Genomic DNA, 16,196 nt, shown 5'->3' on the forward strand with positions numbered 1-16,196 from the left:
TGGCTGTCGGCGGGTGGGCATGGCTGGGGCCCGGCGCTCGGGTCGGGTGCTCCGGATTCCTCGGGTCGTGGGTGGGCAGAGGCAGCGCCGTTGGTCAGGTGGCCGGCCTCGGCAGGGCCGCGAGGCGGGCGAATGCGTTCGCCAGTTCATGTCGCCAGGGCCAGGTGGCGGCAATCCGCAGGTGGAGGCGGCGGCCTCCGCGGGTGATGCGGGCGGCGGCGTGCAGCAGCCGGTAGCGGAGCTTCTTCGGCTCGGCGGACACCAACTCGCCGTCCAGCAACAGGGCCTGGGCCCAGGCGAGCAGATCGACGGCGGTCAGGGACAGTTCCAGCCAGGCGGCGTTGAGCGCGAAGTGGCGGGAGGGGAAGCGTCCGAAGCCGGTGGTTTTGCCGCAGCGGATACGGTCCTCGACGCGGGCGTGTGCGCGGTGGCGGACCTCCAGGTGCTGCAGGGAGCCTTCGCCGTGAGGGGTGTCGGCGAGGAAGACCTGGTGGCGCATGCCCTCGTCGACATCGAACAGGGACAGCTGGGCGCCGGGGTGGGGGCGCTCGCGCCGGACGATGATCCGGGTGCCGTCCGGGTGGTCCGTCAGGTCCACCATGCCGGTCAGTTCTGCCACTTCGGCGCCGGTTCGCAGGGTGCCGTCCTGCTCCAGCGCGGGGTGCCACAGATGGTCGGGCACGGCTCGGATCGCGCGGCGGATGGGATCGGTGACGGGATGTCCGACGGAGAAGGAGGTGTGGATACCCCGCTCACGGAGTGCTCGGATGTGGGCGAGGAAGGCTTTCGCGCCTCCGGCACTGTCGGCGCGGATGAGGATGGTGGTGCCGTGGCGGTGGGCGTCGGGGATCTGGGCCAGGGCCGCGTCCAGGACGGTGATGTGGTCGGCGGCGGTGTTGGCGCCGGCATTGCCCGGCCGCAGTAGTCCGGCCAGGGCTTCGCCGGTGTTGTCCAGGAAACACAGCAGCGGGTGGTAGCCGAAGCCGCGTTTGTAGGTGGCCGCTGCCTGTTCCTTCTCGGAGTGGCAGGTGACCAGGGTGGCGTCGATGTCCAGGACCAGGCCGGGCAGGTCGCGCCCGCCGGCGCGGGCCACGGGTATGCCGCCTGTGGTCTCGGCGGCTTGCAGCCAGGCGACTTCCCGGGCGGTGGCCCTCGCCGAGCGCAGGCGGGCGAGTGCGTCCGGGCCGATGCCGGCCAGCAGACGCCAGGCGGTGGCAGTGGAGGCGACCGGGCCGAAGACTTCCGCCTGGTCTCGCAGCAGGGCCAGGTCCGCTATCGCCTGGCCGCCGTCGGCGAGCATCACCGCCAGATCGACCGCGATCCGCCCGGGGTCGTGCCCGGTGCCACGCGGCCGCAGCTTGCGCAGTGCGTCCGTGAACGCGCCGGTCAGGCCGGTGACATCGGCGAGATCGGTCAGCAGGCGGGATCCGGCGTGACTGACGACCCCGCGACCGTCGGCGGAGACGACAAGCTTGGGACGTGACCCGGTAGTGTGCACGCAGAAAGTGCCTTCCTGCTGTGGTGACAGAAGCCCTAGACAAGCCTCATCATCCCAGCTCAGAAGGCACTTTCGCGTTGCCGATCAAGATCCGGACACCGCCGCAAGTGAAACGCGGAGGCTAGACTAAGGGCTGTCCCGCAAAGATCGGTTTGCGCATCCGGATGTGGTCACAGTGCTTGGCGTCGCAGGGTCGGTTGGGCGGCGAGGTCCCGCGGCTGCGCAACCACAACGGCCGACGTGCCACGAACTCACCACGAGCCCGAGGCGCTGCGCCTCGGGCTCGTGGCCTGTCAGGCGACCGCCCCGCCCGCGTTGTGGATCAGGCGCTGGAGCACCTTCACCGTGGTGACGTAGTCGGCGTCGTTGATGCCTTCGTGGAGTGCGGCGCGGATTGTGGGGGCGTTGCGTGCGAGATCGACCCGGGCCTGTTCCCCCTCCGTGGTGAGCCACAGCCGGTCCTCGGCGTCCCGGGTCAGCCAGCCGCGTTTCAGGAGCACCTCGGCCTCTGCCGCCAGGTCGTCCTCGGGGCGGATGTACGAGGTCATGGCCTGGCGCAGCTCGGGCAGGGTCATCCCCTCGCCGTCGGGCGAGATGTCGTTCACGGACAGATTGCGCAGCAGCCAGAACTGGGGCTGGGTGTAGCCCTTTTCAGCCTGCTGGGCCCGGGTGTACGCGATGAGCGCCTCGTAGGCGACCCCGGTCCAGTACGCGGCGGGCTGTCCGGCGAGTTCGGCGTCGGAGATCTGCTGGGTCGTCATGGGGTGCCCCTCCAGGTACTTCATGTGGAACCCGCACACCGTGCAGGTCATGCGAAGAACGTAGGACCTCGAGTGCGGTTGAGGGCAAGCGGGTAGTCTTCCGGGCGACCGTCGAAACGGTAACGAGGAACCCTGCCTCGGCCCCCATCGGCCGAGCATGGGTTCGCTAGAGGTTTTCGTTCCGTAACACCTGGTCACAGGTGGGATGATCTTCCGATGGCTAGCGTGATCACGGCATCGGAACCGTCCTGGATAGCCCCGTTTGCCGGGCTGAGCCCGCGCCGCTTCGGCAAGTTGGTGACAGCCGTGCGCCGCGAGAGCGTGGACGACGGACATCGCGGCCGGCCGTGGAGCCTGTCGCTGGAGGACCGGATCCTGCTGGTCGTTGTGTACTGGCGCACGAACTTGACGATGCGACAGCTCGCGCCACTGTTCGGTGTCTCGAAATCGGCGGCCTGCCGGATTATCGACCACATCGGCCCGCTCCTCGCGCTCCAGCCGCGTCAGCGGTTCCGTAAGGACACCGTACTCATCGTGGACGGCACCCTCGTCCCCACCCGTGACCGCACGATCGCCGAGCAGTCCAAGAACTACCGATACTCCACAGCCCACCAAGTCGTCATCGACGCTGACTCACGCCTGGTCGTAGTGATCGGCCAGCCATTGCCCGGCAACCGACACGACTCCCGCGGCTGGGCGGAGTCCGGCGCTAAGTGGTCGGCTCCGGAAGTCCTTCGGGGGTTGACTCCGGAGCCGGTGCAGTGCGTGTTGTCCCGTCAGAGGTCGGGGCCGCGGGGTAGAGACCCCAGGCGACGGCGCGCCGCCTGGCGGGACAGGGGGTGACGCCCGGATCGCAGGCGGCGGCCCCATCAAGTGGCCGGCCGCCCGCGACTTCTGGAACACGGCTCAGCCGATGCCCGTCCAGCCCTGCCACTGGCCGTCCGTGCCGACGGGCTGGCGTGTGCTCAGTGTGGAGCCGCTGTGCGACAACGGGGCGGCGTGCTCGAACCAGCGTGCGTTGCCGGCCTTGCTGTTCACGCCGACCACCGAGATGGACTCTCCGCCGCAGGAGCCCGCCTTGAGGTGGGTGAACGCCTTGAACCCGGTTCCGGCCAGCGTGTAACTCTTCGCCGAAGCAGGGTTTTCCGGGTCGACGATGATCTGACGCAGCGCGCCGGTCTCGCCGTTGGTCGCGTAGATGACGTCGCGCTCCGTGCCGTCCGCCAGACGGATCCAGAAGACCCCCGCGGCCCTCGTATCCGTCGCCGCCACCGGCAGGGTCTCGTAGGCGCCGAGTTCAGTCGTACCGTCGGAGCCGGTGCCGACCTCGCGCATCAGGATGTCGCCGTCCTGCTTGATCGTGTACAGCTTGAACCCGCTACCTGACGGCATCACGTACGGACGCCAGCCGGTCGCGACGGTGTCGTGAGACTCCGCTGTCAGTGTCGGGTCGCCCTCGGTGCCGTGGAGGTTGACCACCCGCAGGTCACCGTCCGTCGCCGGGGCCAGGAACGAGGTGTTCCACGTACCGTTCCCCCCGGAGCCACCGATCGAGTGGAGCGCTCGCAGCGACCACGGGGCCGGCTCAGCGGTCTGGTAGTTCTCGTTGATGACGCCGTTGACGCCGGACGCCTTGTTGAGGCGGCCGTCCGTGTCCTGGCCGATGATCGTCGTGTCGCACTCCGCCGCCGCGGCCTCGGCCGCCTGGGCGCCCGCGCTGCCGCCCAACACGGCAGTCGTCGCCGCGACCAGCAGACTCGCCGCGAGCAAACTTCTCATCCTTCGCGTTCGTATCACTCGTGTCTCCGTTTCGCTGGATATGCCGACGGTGGTCATTTCACGCACCACCAACGAACAAGTTGCTTCTGCACAATTCGGCGGCAATGGCAGCCCGGCCCGATTCGTCGTCCGGTGACGCTCCCAGGGTGTCGGGAGGGTGTCGTTCGCGTCCGTCACCGAGACGCGGAGGCGGTTGCCTGCGAGGACGCAGCGGACTCGGATCTCGCGGCCGGGGGAGACCTTCGCGTGACGGTACGCGTTTGTCATCAGTTCGCTGAGCAGGAAGGAGTACGACGGTCTCCGTCACCTCATCCGGGATTTTCCATGAAGTGGCCTGTTCCCGGAGAAGGAAGTTCGGGCCCTGCCCTCACGGCCGGCGTGACGCGGCAGGCGCCACTCGATGTCCTGCGGGGCAGCGGTGGGGGCGGGTTGGGGAGTGCGACCCCCGACCTCTGACGGGACAACACGCACTGCACCGGCTCCGGAGTCAACCCCCCGAAGGACGTCCTGAGCCGACCACTGAGCTTGACTCTGTCGGGGATCTTGGAGTTTCCCGAAGAGTCAAGTCCGGCGACCATCACGCGTGGCTGGTGGCCACCGACGGCAAGCGTGCCTTCGCCTTGCACGGCAAGAAGCTGCATGCCCTGCCCGCGGAGCGGGGATACATCCGTGGCACGGCGGCGCCGTGATCGTCTCGCCGCCGTGTCGGGTTCGGTTCCTCGGGGTCAACCGTTCGGGGTGTCGTCGACCTTGAAGTTCATCTTGACGTTGCCGCCGTCGACCGACGTCGCAGTGACCGTCACGCCGTACACCTTGCCGTCCACGGCCAGTTGACAGCGGACAACGGCGTTCACCCTGGCCGGAAGGTCCTGGGGGCAGGCGAAGGCGTCGGGCTCCCGGCCCGCCTGCGCCGCCAGGGCGGCCTTGCCCTGGCGGGCGACCTCGGCCTTGTCCACCGTCTGGGCCCCGCCACCGGTACCGGTGCTCGACGCGTCGGTGGGCTGGGCGGTCTCGGTGGGCTCCGGCTCTGCGGAGTCATCGGCGCCGGGAGCGTCGTCGACCTTGAAGTCCATCTTGACGTTGCCGCCGTCGACCGACGTCGCGGTGGCCGTCATGCCCTGCTTCTCGCCGTCCACGGTCAGCTCGCAGCGTACGGTCTCGCCCACCTCGGCCTTGAGGTCGTCTTCACAGGTGACGTCATCGGGCTCGCGGCCGACCTTCTTGCCCAGGGCCGCCGAGGCCTGCTCCGCGACCTCCTCCTTACTCACCTTTGAGCCGCCCACGCTCACGCTCGCCGAACAGCCCGCGGCGAACAACACTGCCAGCGCCCCCGCTGCTGCTCGAACCGCCATCCGGTTCCGCGCTGAATGCTGCATTGGATCTCCCGGTCAATTGTTCATGTCAAGCACCTGGACACGTAAAATCATCACCAGGTTCCGGCGGCGAGGTTCGCCCCGGCTCAGGCCGGTCCGATGCCCGCTCGGCACCCTCCTCGCGGGCCTTGTGCCAGGTCGAGCGGTGCCACGAGGACACCCTGCGGCGTCGGAGCACCTCACCCTTCTTGCCGTCCGCGGCCGCCTCGCACTCGGCCAGGACCTCCTGCTTGAAGGCCGCGGTGAACGAGCCCCGCTTCGCCCCGGTCAGTGTGGGACGGACGCGTTCGGCAGGTTACTCGCAGTGAGTGATCAACCCGTCGCTGGGATGCCAGGTCTTCTCGCCGGAGGACGCCCCCCTCCAACTGAAAGTCGCCACCACGCTGTACTCCCGCTGTGGAAAGTCACACGGGTCGAAGGTGGTGGTGCCGGCCAAGTCCTCGGTGTCATGCCAGCCGTCGTAGTCCTTCGCGGAGCGCACGGTCACCCAGCCACCGGTGCCGTTGGGGCGCACAAGCTTCACGTTGGTGACCTTGACCTGGTAGCTGCCGCCACCGGCGACGTCGGTGATCTTCGCCCGCGCTCGGATGTCAGTGGTGTTGTTGTCCCACCAGACGGCCGCGCAGCGCTTGACTTGGGTGCCGTAGCACTGCCATGCAATTCCTGCGGATGCCGGCGTCGGGGTCAAGGCGATCGACGCGCCAAGCGCCGCGGCGACCAACGCGCCAGTGGTGCGAAACATGTGACTCCCCGTTCTCTGGCCTCTCTGGCCTCGCTCATGGACCTTAGGGTCATCGTGGGCTTCGGACTTTGTCATCCGTGCAGGGAACTTTGTCAGTAGTGCACCGCCTCAAGTTGACGCTGCATCAGGTGAGGATCCTGTGTACGCCCGTCGAATCCGTTGCGCAGCAAGATCGAATCCAGCCAGACTGATGTCCGAACCGTCCGTGTCGAGGGGGACTTGTGGGGGAACGGGCCGAGGTACTGGCAGGCTGGCTCTGTGACCGATGCAGACGAAGGTCTGCCTCATGAGCCCGGTCCTGGACACCGCGTTCATACCGCCGCGAGACCGGGAGGAAGTGGTCCGGAACGCGGTGTGGGAATCCATGGTGGCGGTCGATATCGACCACCGTCCTCCGGCTGAGGACATCTCCGTTCGCATAGGGCTCGGCACGGCGGGGCCCATCAGGATCTGCTCGGCGCGGGCGACCGCGGTCACCCTCCGTCGGACGGAGCGGCTCGCCCGGGAGGACGAGGAGCCGGCCGTCACTCTCGGTGTTCAGATGACGGGCAGCAGCCTGGTGGTGCAGAACGGTCGCCAGTGCCTGCTGGGGCCGGGAGACTGCGCCGTCTACGAATCGATCGCTCCCTACACACTGCTCTTCGACGAGGGAGTCGACCACCGCTTCATCCGTTTCCCCCGCGCGGCACTCGCGCTCCCCGACCGGCTGCTACGAGACATCACCGCGGTCCCCCTGGGATCCGACAACCCCGTTGCGCGCCTCGCCTTCACCTACTTCTCCCAACTGGCCGTCAGCGACGAATTGCACCAGAGTGTGCACGCCGACGCCGTGGTGGAACCCAGCGTCGAACTTCTCCGTGCCGTCCTGACGTCCCAGCACGGCAACTCCAGCCTGGCCAGAGCACCGTTGGAGGCGACACTCAGCCTGCGGATCACTCAATACATCCGGGCGCACCTGGCTGATCCCAATCTGTCGGCGGCACGGATCGCCGCCGCCCACGACATCTCCCTACGCCATCTCTACGCTGTGCTGTCCCGGTCGGGAATCAGCCTCGGAGACTGGATCCGCACACGCCGCCTGACCGAATGCAAGCGAGAGCTGGCCGGCCCGAACGGCCGACTGCGGACCATCGCGGCGACAGGACGACGGTGGGGCTTCGTGGACGCGACCCACTTCAGCAAGGTGTTCAAACAGGCATACGGAATCTCGCCACGGGCCTGGCGCGACCAGAACCACCCCCGCTCCAGCGCGTGATGGCCTCCGCGCGGCCGCGTTTCGCGTGACCGACTAGGACGCTCGGTCTGGGCCCGGGGTCAGACCTTTGCGCGAGGCGGCGAGATCACAAAGGTCCGTTTCAGGAGGGCTCCGTGGCATCGGATGAACAGTGGTATGTGCTGGTCGAGACAAACTCCAGCTCCGGGTCCGACTCATATTGGGAGCTGCGGAAGAAGCACCATGTCGATGGTGACCGCTCGGCGGCACTGTCCCAGGCGGAGGAGATCTGCCGCACATGGGACCCAATTGGCAGCCGGAGGAGAAGACCGGTCGGGCCGTCTTTCAGACCTCCGATACGAGCCGGCTGGTGGAGGTGACTAGAGAGTGGTGGCACACGGAAGACGACCGGGTCTTCACCGCCAAGGGACACTTCCGCGTCACGGTCGCGCGACTCGTCCACGCCAAGGAGGCCCCGCCCGCACATCCGCCCGAGAAAAAGGGCCGGGGTGATACGTCGACCTTTGGTGGCGGACGGTAGCGGACTCGTGGGTGGCTGCGAACGACTTCTCTGGCCCCAGCCGAACGCTCCTTTGGGCCCCAAGGACTTGATCGCAGTTTGAGTGCCCGCTGCCCACCACGCGTCATGGACAGGGGTGAACTTCCCTGCGGAGCGGGCCTGTTCCAGCGCGGTGCCGGGGGAAGCCCCGGGCTTGCGGACAAGGGCCTCCAAGTAATGGTCCAGCTCCAGGCGGGCCTGGCCCTTGGCGATCAGCCGCTCGTGCCGGGCAACTTCCCTGCGTCCGCCGTGGACGACTTCGGAGGCGTGCAGCAGTACCCGGATGGTGCGGCCGATCAGCCCAACGTCCACGTTCAACATCAATATCAACTACTGAGGGTCGCGGCCCTGCGCTGCTCGCCGCTGTCGACGAGCACCTCCTGGGCGTGGACTTCTGGCGCACCGACGAGTAGCGCTCCTTCGTCCCGCCGCTGCGCGCCGATGTCGGGCGCGTCCTGGCGGGCAGCCCGGAACGGTGGGCTCACCGCTTTGCGCAGTACCTCGTCGACTCGCCAGACAGCCCGTTGCACGAGGGCCGGTGGCTGCTCTCGCCCGAGAGTCCGCTCGGCCTCGCCGCGCGGCCCCCCGCACCGCCGCGCCGCGGCGCCCTCGCGGGCCGGCCACCGCCGGCCGCGCGCGGGCGGCGCTGGCGCCACGCTGATACTTCGCATGGCGAGTACTGGAGCTCGATGCTCGTCGACGATCATCCGGACGGATACATCGACTGGTTCGTCCATTCCAGTTCGTGGGAGGTCCTTCCGCTGCGGCCGATGCCCGATGCCGACGACAGCCGGGTCAAGGCATTCCGCAAGCAGGCCCGCGAAGGAACGCTCCCACCCATCCTGTTGTGGTGGGTCAGCGGACTGGACTGCCATCTGATCCTGGACGGTCACGCGCGGCTCGCCGCGGCGATCGCCGAGTCCGTCGAGCCTCCGCTACTGCAGTTGCACCGCACGGTGCCGCGCGATGACCTGGCCGCGCGCATCGATGAGGCAGTGGGCTTCTACGAGCACGAACTGGCACGCTTCGCCGAACTCCGCGCCGTCCACGGCCCCACCGTCCCGGATGGTGCCGCCACCGCCAGCCCACAGCTCGTCCGCTGCCTCCACGGCCTGAACACCGCGGAACAGCTGACCTGGGCTGGCCCCTGCCCGGCGGAGAGGCCCAGTGGCGTCGCATCGCACGCGAGGTGACCGCCAGCCAGGACTGGCCCCGTAACTGAGTCCTGCGGAATCCCTCCCACTACTGAGATTCCGGGCGTGATGTCGCATGGCGACGATTGCCCTGAGCTGGAAGCCGGTGTTGCAACGACCGGTTGAGTCCGGGCAATACACGTCGTTCGCATGCGCCGCGCACCTCATCGACACGGGCATCGATGCCTCGATCGGCACCGTCGGCGACGCCCTCCACAACGCGCTCACGGCCTCGGCCCGGCGGGTGACCCAGTTGGCCACGAGACCGGCCATCGCCACCGGGCTCACTCCCAGCCCTGTGAGCGTGGCAACCGGCTCCGGACTCAGAGGGCGACGTTTCCGTAGAGCGTGACCACGCAGGCTCCGCCCAGCCCGATGTTGTGTTGGAGCGCGGTTCGTGCGTTGTCGACCTGACGGGCGTCGGCTTGGCCTCGCAGCTGCCAGACGAGTTCGGCGCACTGGGCCAGTCCGGTGGCGCCCAGGGGGTGCCCTTTGGAGAGCAGGCCGCCTGAGGGGTTGGTGACGATCTTGCCGCCGTAGGTGTTGTCGCCGTCGAGGACGAACTTCTCGCCGGTGCCTTCCGGGGTGAGTCCGAGGGCTTCGTAGGTGATCAGCTCGTTGACGGTGAAGCAGTCGTGCAACTCGACAACGTCGATGTCGTCCGGTCCGACTCCGCCCGCCTCGTACACCTGGCGGGCGGCCTCACGAGTCATGTCGTAGCCCACGACTCGCATCATGTCTGGCGGGTCGAAGGTGGTGGGCGTATCGGTGGTCATGGCCTGGGCGCGGATGACGACCGACGAGCGCACGCCGCGCCGGCGGGCGAAGTCCTCGCTGCAGAGCACGGCTGCGGCGGCTCCGCAGGTGGGCGGGCAGCACTGCAGCCGGGTCAGGGGCCCGTAGATGTGCGGGGAGGCGAGGACCTCGTCCTCGGTGACGGGGGTGCGGAAGACGGCGTACGGATTGCCTGCCGCGTGGCGGCGGGCCTTGACCGCGATCTTGGCGAAGGTGGCGGGGTCGGTGCCGTAGGTGTCGGTGTGGGCGACACCGGCGCCGCCGAAGAGCTGGGCGGCGACCGGTATGTGCTCGTCGAAGCCCTGGAGTTCGGTCATGCGGTCGAGGAATCGGCGCAGGGGGTCGGGACGGTCGTCCCAGATGCGGCCCAGGGCGCCGGGGCGCATCTGTTCGAAGCCGAGGGCGAGCACGCAGTCGGCGGCGCCGGAGGCGATGGCCTGACGCGCGAGCCAGAGGGCGGAGGAGCCGGTGGAACAGTTGTTGTTGACGTTCAGGACAGGGATGCCGGTCAGGCCGAGGGAGTACAGGGCGGCCTGGCCGGCTGTCGAGTCTCCGTAGACGTAGCCGGCGTAAGCCTGCTGGACGGCTTCGTACGGGATGCCGGCGTCGTCGAGCGCCGCCCGGGCGGCGCTCTCGGCCATGAGGGGGTAGCTCTCGCCCGCGCTGGGCCTGCTGAACGGGATCATGCCGACGCCGGCCACCCGCACTGTGTCAGACATGGGAACTCCTTTGCAGCAGGCGGGACTTGACCTCGTTCTTGAGGACCTTGCCGACCTTCGAGCGGGGCAGGTCCGGCCAGACTTCGACCTGTTTGGGAGCCTTGACGCCACCGATCCGGGCTTTCACGAAGGCACGTATGTCGGAGACGGTGACGTCCGCCGGGTCCAGGTCCGGGTGGAGTTGTAGGACGGCGGTCACCCGCTCGCCCCACTTGTCGTCCGGCAGTCCGATCACTGCGCAGTCCTGGACGGCGGGGTGCTCCATCACCGCCTGTTCGACTTCTGCGGAGTAGATGTTGAAGCCGCCACTGATGATCATGTCCTTGGCGCGGTCGACGATGAAGAGGTAGTTGTCGGTGTCGAGGTAGCCGATGTCGCCGGTGTGGTGCCAGCCGTACCGGGAGGCTTCCTTTGTGGCGGACGGGTTCTTGTAGTAGCCGGCCATCACCAGGGAGCCGCGCACCACGATCTCGCCGCGTTCGCCGGGCTGCAGCAGCCTGCCCTCGCCGTCCATGATGGCGACGGTCACCAGCGGGGCGGGGCGCCCGGCGGAGGCGAAACGCTCGACGGCGAGCGAACCGTCGGGGCGGACATGGTCCTCGGGAGCCATCGTCGAAATCATCATCGGTGCCTCGGACTGGCCGAAGAGCTGGGCCATTACCGGGCCGATCCGTTCGATGGCCTCCTCCAGCCGGGCCGTCGACATGGGGGCCGCGCCGTACCAGAGGCATCGCAGGGAGGTCAGGTCGGTGGTTGCCAGGGAGGGGTTGCCGAGGAGCATGTAGATGAGGGTCGGGGGCAGGAAGGTGTGCGTGACGCGGTGGCGTTCGACCTGTGAGAGGAAGTCGGTGAGGTCGGGGGCCGGCATGATGACGATCTCGCCGCCCAGCGTCATGACGGGGAAGCACAGCACCCCGGCCGCGTGGGTCAGGGGAGCCAGCGCCAGGTAGACCGGGCGGGTGCCGAACGGGTAACTCATCAGCGTCAGCGCCGACATGGTCTCGATGTTGCGGTCGGTGAGCATCACACCTTTGGGGCGGCCCGTGGTACCGCCGGTGCCGACGAGCATGACGGTGTCATCGGCTGATGCGGCCTCCCAGGGCTCGGCGGGCACGTCCTCCAGCCATCGGCCGAAGGGCGTGCCCAGGTCCGGGGATCCGTCGAGGCAGACCAACGTGGTCAGTTTCGGCAGGTCGGGCAGGATCTTCGCGATCAGGGGGGCGTACGCCTCCTGGAAGATCAGGCAGGTGCAGTCGAAGAGGTCCAGCAAATCGCGGTTCTCGGCGGCTTCGTTGCGGGGGTTGACCGGGCACCAGACCGCGCCCGCCCGGGAGATGCCGAAGACGCACGAGAAGGCGGTGGGATCGTTGGCGGACAGCACCGCCACCTTGTCCCCCGGCCGTACGCCTGACCGGTCCAGGGCCCGGGCCACCTGCCAGGACAATTCCTGGACCTCGCCATAGGTGAGGGTGCGGTCCCCCATGGTGAGGCAGGACGCCCCGGGACCCAGGGACGTGCCCTTGTCGAGGTAGTCGGTCAGACGCACGGCATCATCCTTGCTTTCGGGCGCTTTTGGGCCGGGAGAATCAGCTGTGCACGGTGAGCACCGGCTCGAGTACGAGCCCGAAGCTCTTGAGCACACCGAGCAGTTCGCGGTGGCCGAACGCCTGGCAGCCCGAGGCCAGGCCGGTGCGCCCCGGCGGTTGCTGGATCAGGGAGTACGCGGCGTACGCCTGGAGCAGCCCGGTCTGCTTGTAGTTGCTGTTGCCGTGGATCACGCAGTGGGCGCGTCCCAGAGGGCCCGAGGCGTGGACGGAGTCCACCGAGGTGTTGATCCTGGGGTTCTCCCGTGGCGGCATACCGGCCTGAACGGAGGCGGCCACCCCGGCGAGAGCTGCGTCCTGCTCGTCGGCGGGCAGGGTCTTGATCTGGGCCTCGACCATCTTCACCGTCTCGGCGACGCCCTGCATGACCGTACGGTCCATGACGCCACCGAGGGCCCTGCAACTCGCCACGCGCGGGTCGTTCTTGAACCACACGGGGTGGCTGGTGCCGCCCCACGGCAGGGCGAGGGCTGTTTCGTGCTGCCCCGGAACGACCACCTCGACGGCAGTGAGCGGGTCCCACTTCTTGTACTGGTTCTCCTCCAGGTAGTGCCAGTCGGCCTTGAGGATGGTGAAGATCGTCTGCGTCGAGGCGTAGGTCGGGAATCCCTTCCAGAGCACGAGGATGTCGAGGGTGTCCAGGCCCGGTGTCTCGAGGCAGATATTGGCCGCGATCTCGCCGGTGGTGTACATCTGCGCCAGGCCGGGTGACAGGAGCAGCCCCTTCTCGGCGTACTGGTCGCCCCACCGCGCCTGGGCGTCCAGGACCCAGTCCTGTTCGCCGGTGGTGTCGAGGTAGTGGCAGCCGGCCGCGAGACTCGCTTCCACGACCTCCGGCCCGTACTTGATGAACGGGCCGACCATGTTGCTCACGACCTTGGCGCCGCGGAACAGCTCGGTCAGCGGTCCGACCGCGTGCTCGACCTCAACGACTTCGTGGTCCACGGTCTCGATGCCGGGGACCTTGTCGAGGACTTCCTGGATGCGGGCCTTGTCGCGGCCGGCGGCGATGAAGGGGACGTTGTACTCGCGGAGGTACTCGCAGACGAGGCGTCCGGTGTAGCCGGAGGCGCCGTAGACGACGACGGGCTTGTCGCTGCTCATGGTCATTCGCCTTTCACAGGGGAGGAGCGGGGTCACATGCAGCGGGGTCACATGCCCATGCCGCCGTCGACCGGCAGGCCGGCGCCGGTGATGAAGCGGGCGCCGTCAGAGGCGAGGAAGACCACGGCGTCGGCCATGTCGGCGACCTCGCCGAGCCGGCCGAGTGGGGTCAGGCCGATGACGTCGCCGACGGCCGCCTCGGCGCTGGGCCAGAGGCCGAGGGTTTCCATGTCGGCCGCGAGCTTGGCACCCATTTCGGTCGGCACGAGGCCGGGGTAGACGCAGTTGACGCGTACTCCGTAACCGAGCTTTCCGGACTCCAGCGCCGCCACCCGGGTGAGCCGGTCGACGGCCGACTTCGTCGCCGCGTAGCCCGCGATGCCGGGGAACGGGATGGTCGCCGCGACCGAGGAGATGTTGACGACCGCACCGCCGCCGCCGACCGGGCCGCCGGGCCGCATCGCGCGGAACGCGTGCTTGACGCCGAGCGCTGTGCCGAGGATGTTCACCTCCAGCATCCGGCGGACGTCGGCCGGGTCGAGGTCGACGACCAAACCGGAGATCTCCACTCCGGCGTTGTTGACGACAATGTCCAGGCCGCCCAGCTCGGCGATCGTCTGCGCCACCGCCGATTCCCAGCTCGCGTCCTCGGTCACGTCGAGCGAGACGAACCCGGCGGTGGCACCGGACGTCCTCAGCGCCTCGGCCGTGGCCTTGCCCGAGCCCTCCTGGATGTCGCCGATGACGACAGCGGCGCCGGCCCGGGCGAGGGCCTCGGCCATTCCGGCGCCCAGTCCGCGGGCACCGCCCGTCACCAGTGCCTTGCGTCCGGTCAGGTCGTACACACTCATGGAACATCTCCTCATTGAGATGACTGCACTGCGTGACAGCGCCACACTCTTCGTCCCGGACCACCGGCCCGGACCGCAGGACGCAACGCCAGCGTAGGCATTTCTTGACAGTCGTCAAGACTTTCTTGGACGACTGTCAAGAATTTTGCTGCGCGCCGGTCACGCGCCGCGATAGCCTGGGGCGGGTCGTCCGCAGGGTGCGGGCGGACAAGGACCGAGGGAGACGGGGAGACGCGCTGTGACCCAGGCCGTGGGCAAGAACGTCGCGGGCAAGAACCAGGAGAGGATCTCCCGGCGGCAGGTCGACAAGTTCGCCGAGCGGCGGGCCCAGCTGGCCGCGTCCGCGCTGCAGACTCTGTCCGAGCTCGGCTACGCCCGTACGAGTCTGCGCGAGATCGCGCAGAACTCCGAGTTCTCCCATGGCGTCCTGCACTACTACTTCCGCGACAAGGTGGAACTGATCACCTATTGCGTGCGGCAGTACAAGGCCGAATGCGTCACCCGCTACGACCGGATCGTCGTCACCGCAGGCTCCGCCGAGGAGCTCAAGCACGGCTTCGCCGTGGCGATGGCCGAGACGTTGCGCGAGGACGCGCGGATGCACCGTCTCTGGTACGACCTGCGCAATCAGGGCCTGTTCGAGGAGTCGTTCCGTGACGATGTCGTCGACATCGACCAAAGCCTGGAGCGGATGATCTGGCGCGTCGTCAGTCAATACGCCGAACTTGCCGAGTCACCCCCCATGGTGTCACCCGCGGTGGCGTACGCGATCTTCGACGGGCTGTTCCAGCAGGCGCTGCTCAGGCATCTGACCGGTCGTGACAGCGCCGCGGCCGACCTGCAGGCAAGTGTGGAACAACTCCTGGACCAGCTGGTCGCCCACGCCTGAGCGAGTCAGGCGCCGCAGTGTTTCCAACTGACACCACCCTCGGCGTCGGAGTGCTGTTGGACGTAGGCCATGAGCCGGTCCAGGTACCGCCACTCTGTCAACTACCCGGGACTAAAGTCCCGGGCTTGCACAACGGGCATCACTGGCTGTGATGCTGCGTTTGCGTCCAGCCCCACCCCGGGATGTCCGGGGTGGGGCGGGGGCCGTTGACTGGGCCCCGCGTCGCCACAACTTCCACGCGCGGGCGCGGATGTTGCGGGAGCCGTTCCGGTCTGCGTGATCAACGAATCCGCAGTTCCGGCATGCGAAGAAGGCCTGGGAGACCCGGTTCGCCTGGTCGAGGTGCCCGCATTCGGCGCAGGTGCGCGAGGTGTACGCCGGGTCGACGTGCACTACTGGCACCCCGGCCTTGCGGGCCTTGTACGCGATGAACTCTCCGAGCTGGTGAAACGCCCAGGAGGAGTGGGTGGCCCGTTGGGGCTTGCGAAGCCGTACCCGCTCACGGATGCCCGTCAGCTCTTCCAGGGCGATTCCGCGACCGGTGCGTTCTGCCTCGGCCACCACATGTTTCGCGATCTTGTGGTTGATGTCCCGCGCCCGCCGCGCCTCCTTGCGCCTGCGTTTCTTCAGGCGCCGTTTCGCGGACGGGGTGTTCTTCTTCTGCAGTTTGGTGCGCAGGCCGCGCTCGCGGACCCGGACGCGGTTGAGTTCGCGTCCGGCCATGGTCTCGCCGTCGCTGGTGGTGGCGATGTTCACGATGCCCAGGTCGATGCCGAGGAAGTCCGCCGGAGCCGTGTTCAGCTCCGCCTCGGGGACCTCGCATGTGGCGCTAAGGAACCACATGCCGTCGCGTTCCAGCAGGTCGGACTCGCCCTTGCGGTACAGGGCGAGCGTGGCGAGCTGCTCCACCGAGGCGGTGAAGGCCACGTTCTTGACCCGCCCCGACGTGGTCCAGACCGACACCGTGCGCTCGACGATCTGCCACGAGAGCATCCGGTCGTCGTAGGGCTGGGCGCCCTGGGGGCGGAAGGCGATCGGCTTCTCGGTGGCCTTGCGGTAGCGCTTCGAGCCGGGCTTGCCGAGGTTGCCGGCCTTCAGGTTCGCCTTCAGCGTGGT

At 68.1% G+C, this 16,196-nt stretch carries 15 protein-coding genes and 1 pseudogene; 5 read left to right on the forward strand and 11 right to left on the reverse strand.

Features of this window, described 5'->3' with window-relative positions; all coding sequences use genetic code 11:
- Positions 1-94: 94 nt before the first annotated feature.
- Together ACFYO2_RS47090 and ACFYO2_RS47095 are read right to left on the reverse strand one after the other, a co-directional pair.
- A complete protein-coding gene (locus ACFYO2_RS47090; RefSeq protein WP_388363003.1) occupies positions 95-1,498 on the reverse strand; it encodes an IS1380 family transposase in 1,404 nt (467 codons plus the stop codon).
- A gap of 293 nt (positions 1,499-1,791) precedes the next feature.
- A complete protein-coding gene (locus ACFYO2_RS47095; protein WP_388363042.1) occupies positions 1,792-2,259 on the reverse strand; it encodes a MarR family transcriptional regulator in 468 nt (155 codons plus the stop codon).
- Positions 2,260-2,475: 216 nt separating this feature from the next.
- Between ACFYO2_RS47095 and ACFYO2_RS47100 the strand changes: the two are divergent.
- Positions 2,476-2,994: pseudogene (locus tag ACFYO2_RS47100) on the forward strand (transposase family protein); the annotation flags it as partial.
- A 171-nt stretch (positions 2,995-3,165) separates the two neighbouring features.
- Here the strand turns inward: ACFYO2_RS47100 and ACFYO2_RS47105 are convergent.
- The 3 genes from ACFYO2_RS47105 to ACFYO2_RS47115 form a co-directional block, all read right to left on the reverse strand.
- The gene (locus tag ACFYO2_RS47105) at positions 3,166-4,038 is read right to left on the reverse strand and encodes a hypothetical protein (RefSeq protein WP_388363006.1); all 873 of its coding nucleotides are present in this window, start codon (positions 4,036-4,038) and stop codon (positions 3,166-3,168) included.
- A gap of 725 nt (positions 4,039-4,763) precedes the next feature.
- On the reverse strand, positions 4,764-5,390 hold the full coding sequence (locus tag ACFYO2_RS47110) for a DUF4333 domain-containing protein (RefSeq protein WP_388363008.1): 627 nt from the start codon (positions 5,388-5,390) through the stop codon (positions 4,764-4,766).
- 316 nt (positions 5,391-5,706) lie between these two features.
- A complete protein-coding gene (locus ACFYO2_RS47115) occupies positions 5,707-6,153 on the reverse strand; it encodes a hypothetical protein (protein WP_388363011.1) in 447 nt (148 codons plus the stop codon).
- 286 nt (positions 6,154-6,439) lie between these two features.
- On the opposite strand from ACFYO2_RS47115, the gene ACFYO2_RS47120 reads away from it, so the two are divergent.
- The gene (locus ACFYO2_RS47120) at positions 6,440-7,408 is read left to right on the forward strand and encodes a helix-turn-helix domain-containing protein (RefSeq protein WP_388363013.1); all 969 of its coding nucleotides are present in this window, start codon (positions 6,440-6,442) and stop codon (positions 7,406-7,408) included.
- A gap of 256 nt (positions 7,409-7,664) precedes the next feature.
- Positions 7,665-7,907, forward strand: a complete 243-nt coding sequence (locus ACFYO2_RS47125) for a hypothetical protein (protein ID WP_388363015.1) — start codon at positions 7,665-7,667, stop codon at positions 7,905-7,907.
- A gap of 344 nt (positions 7,908-8,251) precedes the next feature.
- Here the strand turns inward: ACFYO2_RS47125 and ACFYO2_RS47130 are convergent, their stop codons facing one another.
- Positions 8,252-8,596, reverse strand: coding sequence for a hypothetical protein (locus tag ACFYO2_RS47130; protein ID WP_388363017.1), 345 nt, complete (start codon positions 8,594-8,596; stop codon positions 8,252-8,254).
- An 18-nt stretch (positions 8,597-8,614) separates the two neighbouring features.
- Here ACFYO2_RS47130 and ACFYO2_RS47135 point away from each other — a divergent pair, with 18 nt between their 5' ends.
- A complete protein-coding gene (locus ACFYO2_RS47135) occupies positions 8,615-9,118 on the forward strand; it encodes a hypothetical protein (RefSeq protein WP_388363020.1) in 504 nt (167 codons plus the stop codon).
- 323 nt (positions 9,119-9,441) lie between these two features.
- Here the strand turns inward: ACFYO2_RS47135 and ACFYO2_RS47140 are convergent, their stop codons facing one another.
- From ACFYO2_RS47140 to ACFYO2_RS47155, 4 genes are read right to left on the reverse strand one after another with little or no spacing between them, the layout of a single operon-like run.
- Complete coding sequence (locus ACFYO2_RS47140; RefSeq protein WP_388363023.1) at positions 9,442-10,632, reverse strand: lipid-transfer protein; 1,191 nt, start codon at positions 10,630-10,632, stop codon at positions 9,442-9,444.
- Entirely contained in the window at positions 10,625-12,178 is a 1,554-nt protein-coding gene (locus tag ACFYO2_RS47145) for a long-chain fatty acid--CoA ligase (protein ID WP_388363025.1), read from the reverse strand. Before ACFYO2_RS47145 ends, ACFYO2_RS47140 begins: the two co-directional genes overlap by 8 nt.
- 40 nt (positions 12,179-12,218) lie before the next feature.
- Complete coding sequence (locus tag ACFYO2_RS47150; RefSeq protein WP_388363028.1) at positions 12,219-13,340, reverse strand: DUF5938 domain-containing protein; 1,122 nt, start codon at positions 13,338-13,340, stop codon at positions 12,219-12,221.
- Positions 13,341-13,387: 47 nt separating this feature from the next.
- Positions 13,388-14,191, reverse strand: coding sequence for an SDR family NAD(P)-dependent oxidoreductase (locus ACFYO2_RS47155; protein ID WP_388363031.1), 804 nt, complete (start codon positions 14,189-14,191; stop codon positions 13,388-13,390).
- Positions 14,192-14,429: 238 nt separating this feature from the next.
- Here ACFYO2_RS47155 and ACFYO2_RS47160 point away from each other — a divergent pair, with 238 nt between their 5' ends.
- Entirely contained in the window at positions 14,430-15,080 is a 651-nt protein-coding gene (locus ACFYO2_RS47160) for a TetR/AcrR family transcriptional regulator (protein ID WP_388363033.1), read from the forward strand.
- A gap of 111 nt (positions 15,081-15,191) precedes the next feature.
- Here the strand turns inward: ACFYO2_RS47160 and ACFYO2_RS47165 are convergent.
- Positions 15,192-16,196: RNA-guided endonuclease InsQ/TnpB family protein (locus ACFYO2_RS47165; protein WP_388363036.1), on the reverse strand; the 1,005-nt coding region annotated here is incomplete at its 5' end.

Origin of the sequence: Streptomyces sp. NPDC006602, from assembly GCF_042870385.1 — a bacterium.
GTDB lineage: Bacteria > Actinomycetota > Actinomycetes > Streptomycetales > Streptomycetaceae > Streptomyces.

Excerpts from the sequence above, each read along its gene's own strand:
- ACFYO2_RS47125 (WP_388363015.1), top strand. The coding sequence starts at position 7,665 with ATGGGACCCAATTGGCAGCCGGAGGAGAAGACCGGTCGGGCCGTCTTT.
- ACFYO2_RS47130 (WP_388363017.1), bottom strand. The coding sequence starts at position 8,596 with ATGCGAAGTATCAGCGTGGCGCCAGCGCCGCCCGCGCGCGGCCGGCGG.
- ACFYO2_RS47140 (WP_388363023.1), bottom strand. The coding sequence starts at position 10,632 with ATGTCTGACACAGTGCGGGTGGCCGGCGTCGGCATGATCCCGTTCAGC.
- ACFYO2_RS47105 (WP_388363006.1), bottom strand. The coding sequence starts at position 4,038 with ATGAGAAGTTTGCTCGCGGCGAGTCTGCTGGTCGCGGCGACGACTGCC.
- ACFYO2_RS47120 (WP_388363013.1), top strand. The coding sequence starts at position 6,440 with ATGAGCCCGGTCCTGGACACCGCGTTCATACCGCCGCGAGACCGGGAG.
- ACFYO2_RS47150 (WP_388363028.1), bottom strand. The coding sequence starts at position 13,340 with ATGAGCAGCGACAAGCCCGTCGTCGTCTACGGCGCCTCCGGCTACACC.
- ACFYO2_RS47110 (WP_388363008.1), bottom strand. The coding sequence starts at position 5,390 with ATGGCGGTTCGAGCAGCAGCGGGGGCGCTGGCAGTGTTGTTCGCCGCG.
- ACFYO2_RS47095 (WP_388363042.1), bottom strand. The coding sequence starts at position 2,259 with ATGACGACCCAGCAGATCTCCGACGCCGAACTCGCCGGACAGCCCGCC.
- ACFYO2_RS47115 (WP_388363011.1), bottom strand. The coding sequence starts at position 6,153 with ATGTTTCGCACCACTGGCGCGTTGGTCGCCGCGGCGCTTGGCGCGTCG.
- ACFYO2_RS47155 (WP_388363031.1), bottom strand. The coding sequence starts at position 14,191 with ATGAGTGTGTACGACCTGACCGGACGCAAGGCACTGGTGACGGGCGGT.
- ACFYO2_RS47135 (WP_388363020.1), top strand. The coding sequence starts at position 8,615 with ATGCTCGTCGACGATCATCCGGACGGATACATCGACTGGTTCGTCCAT.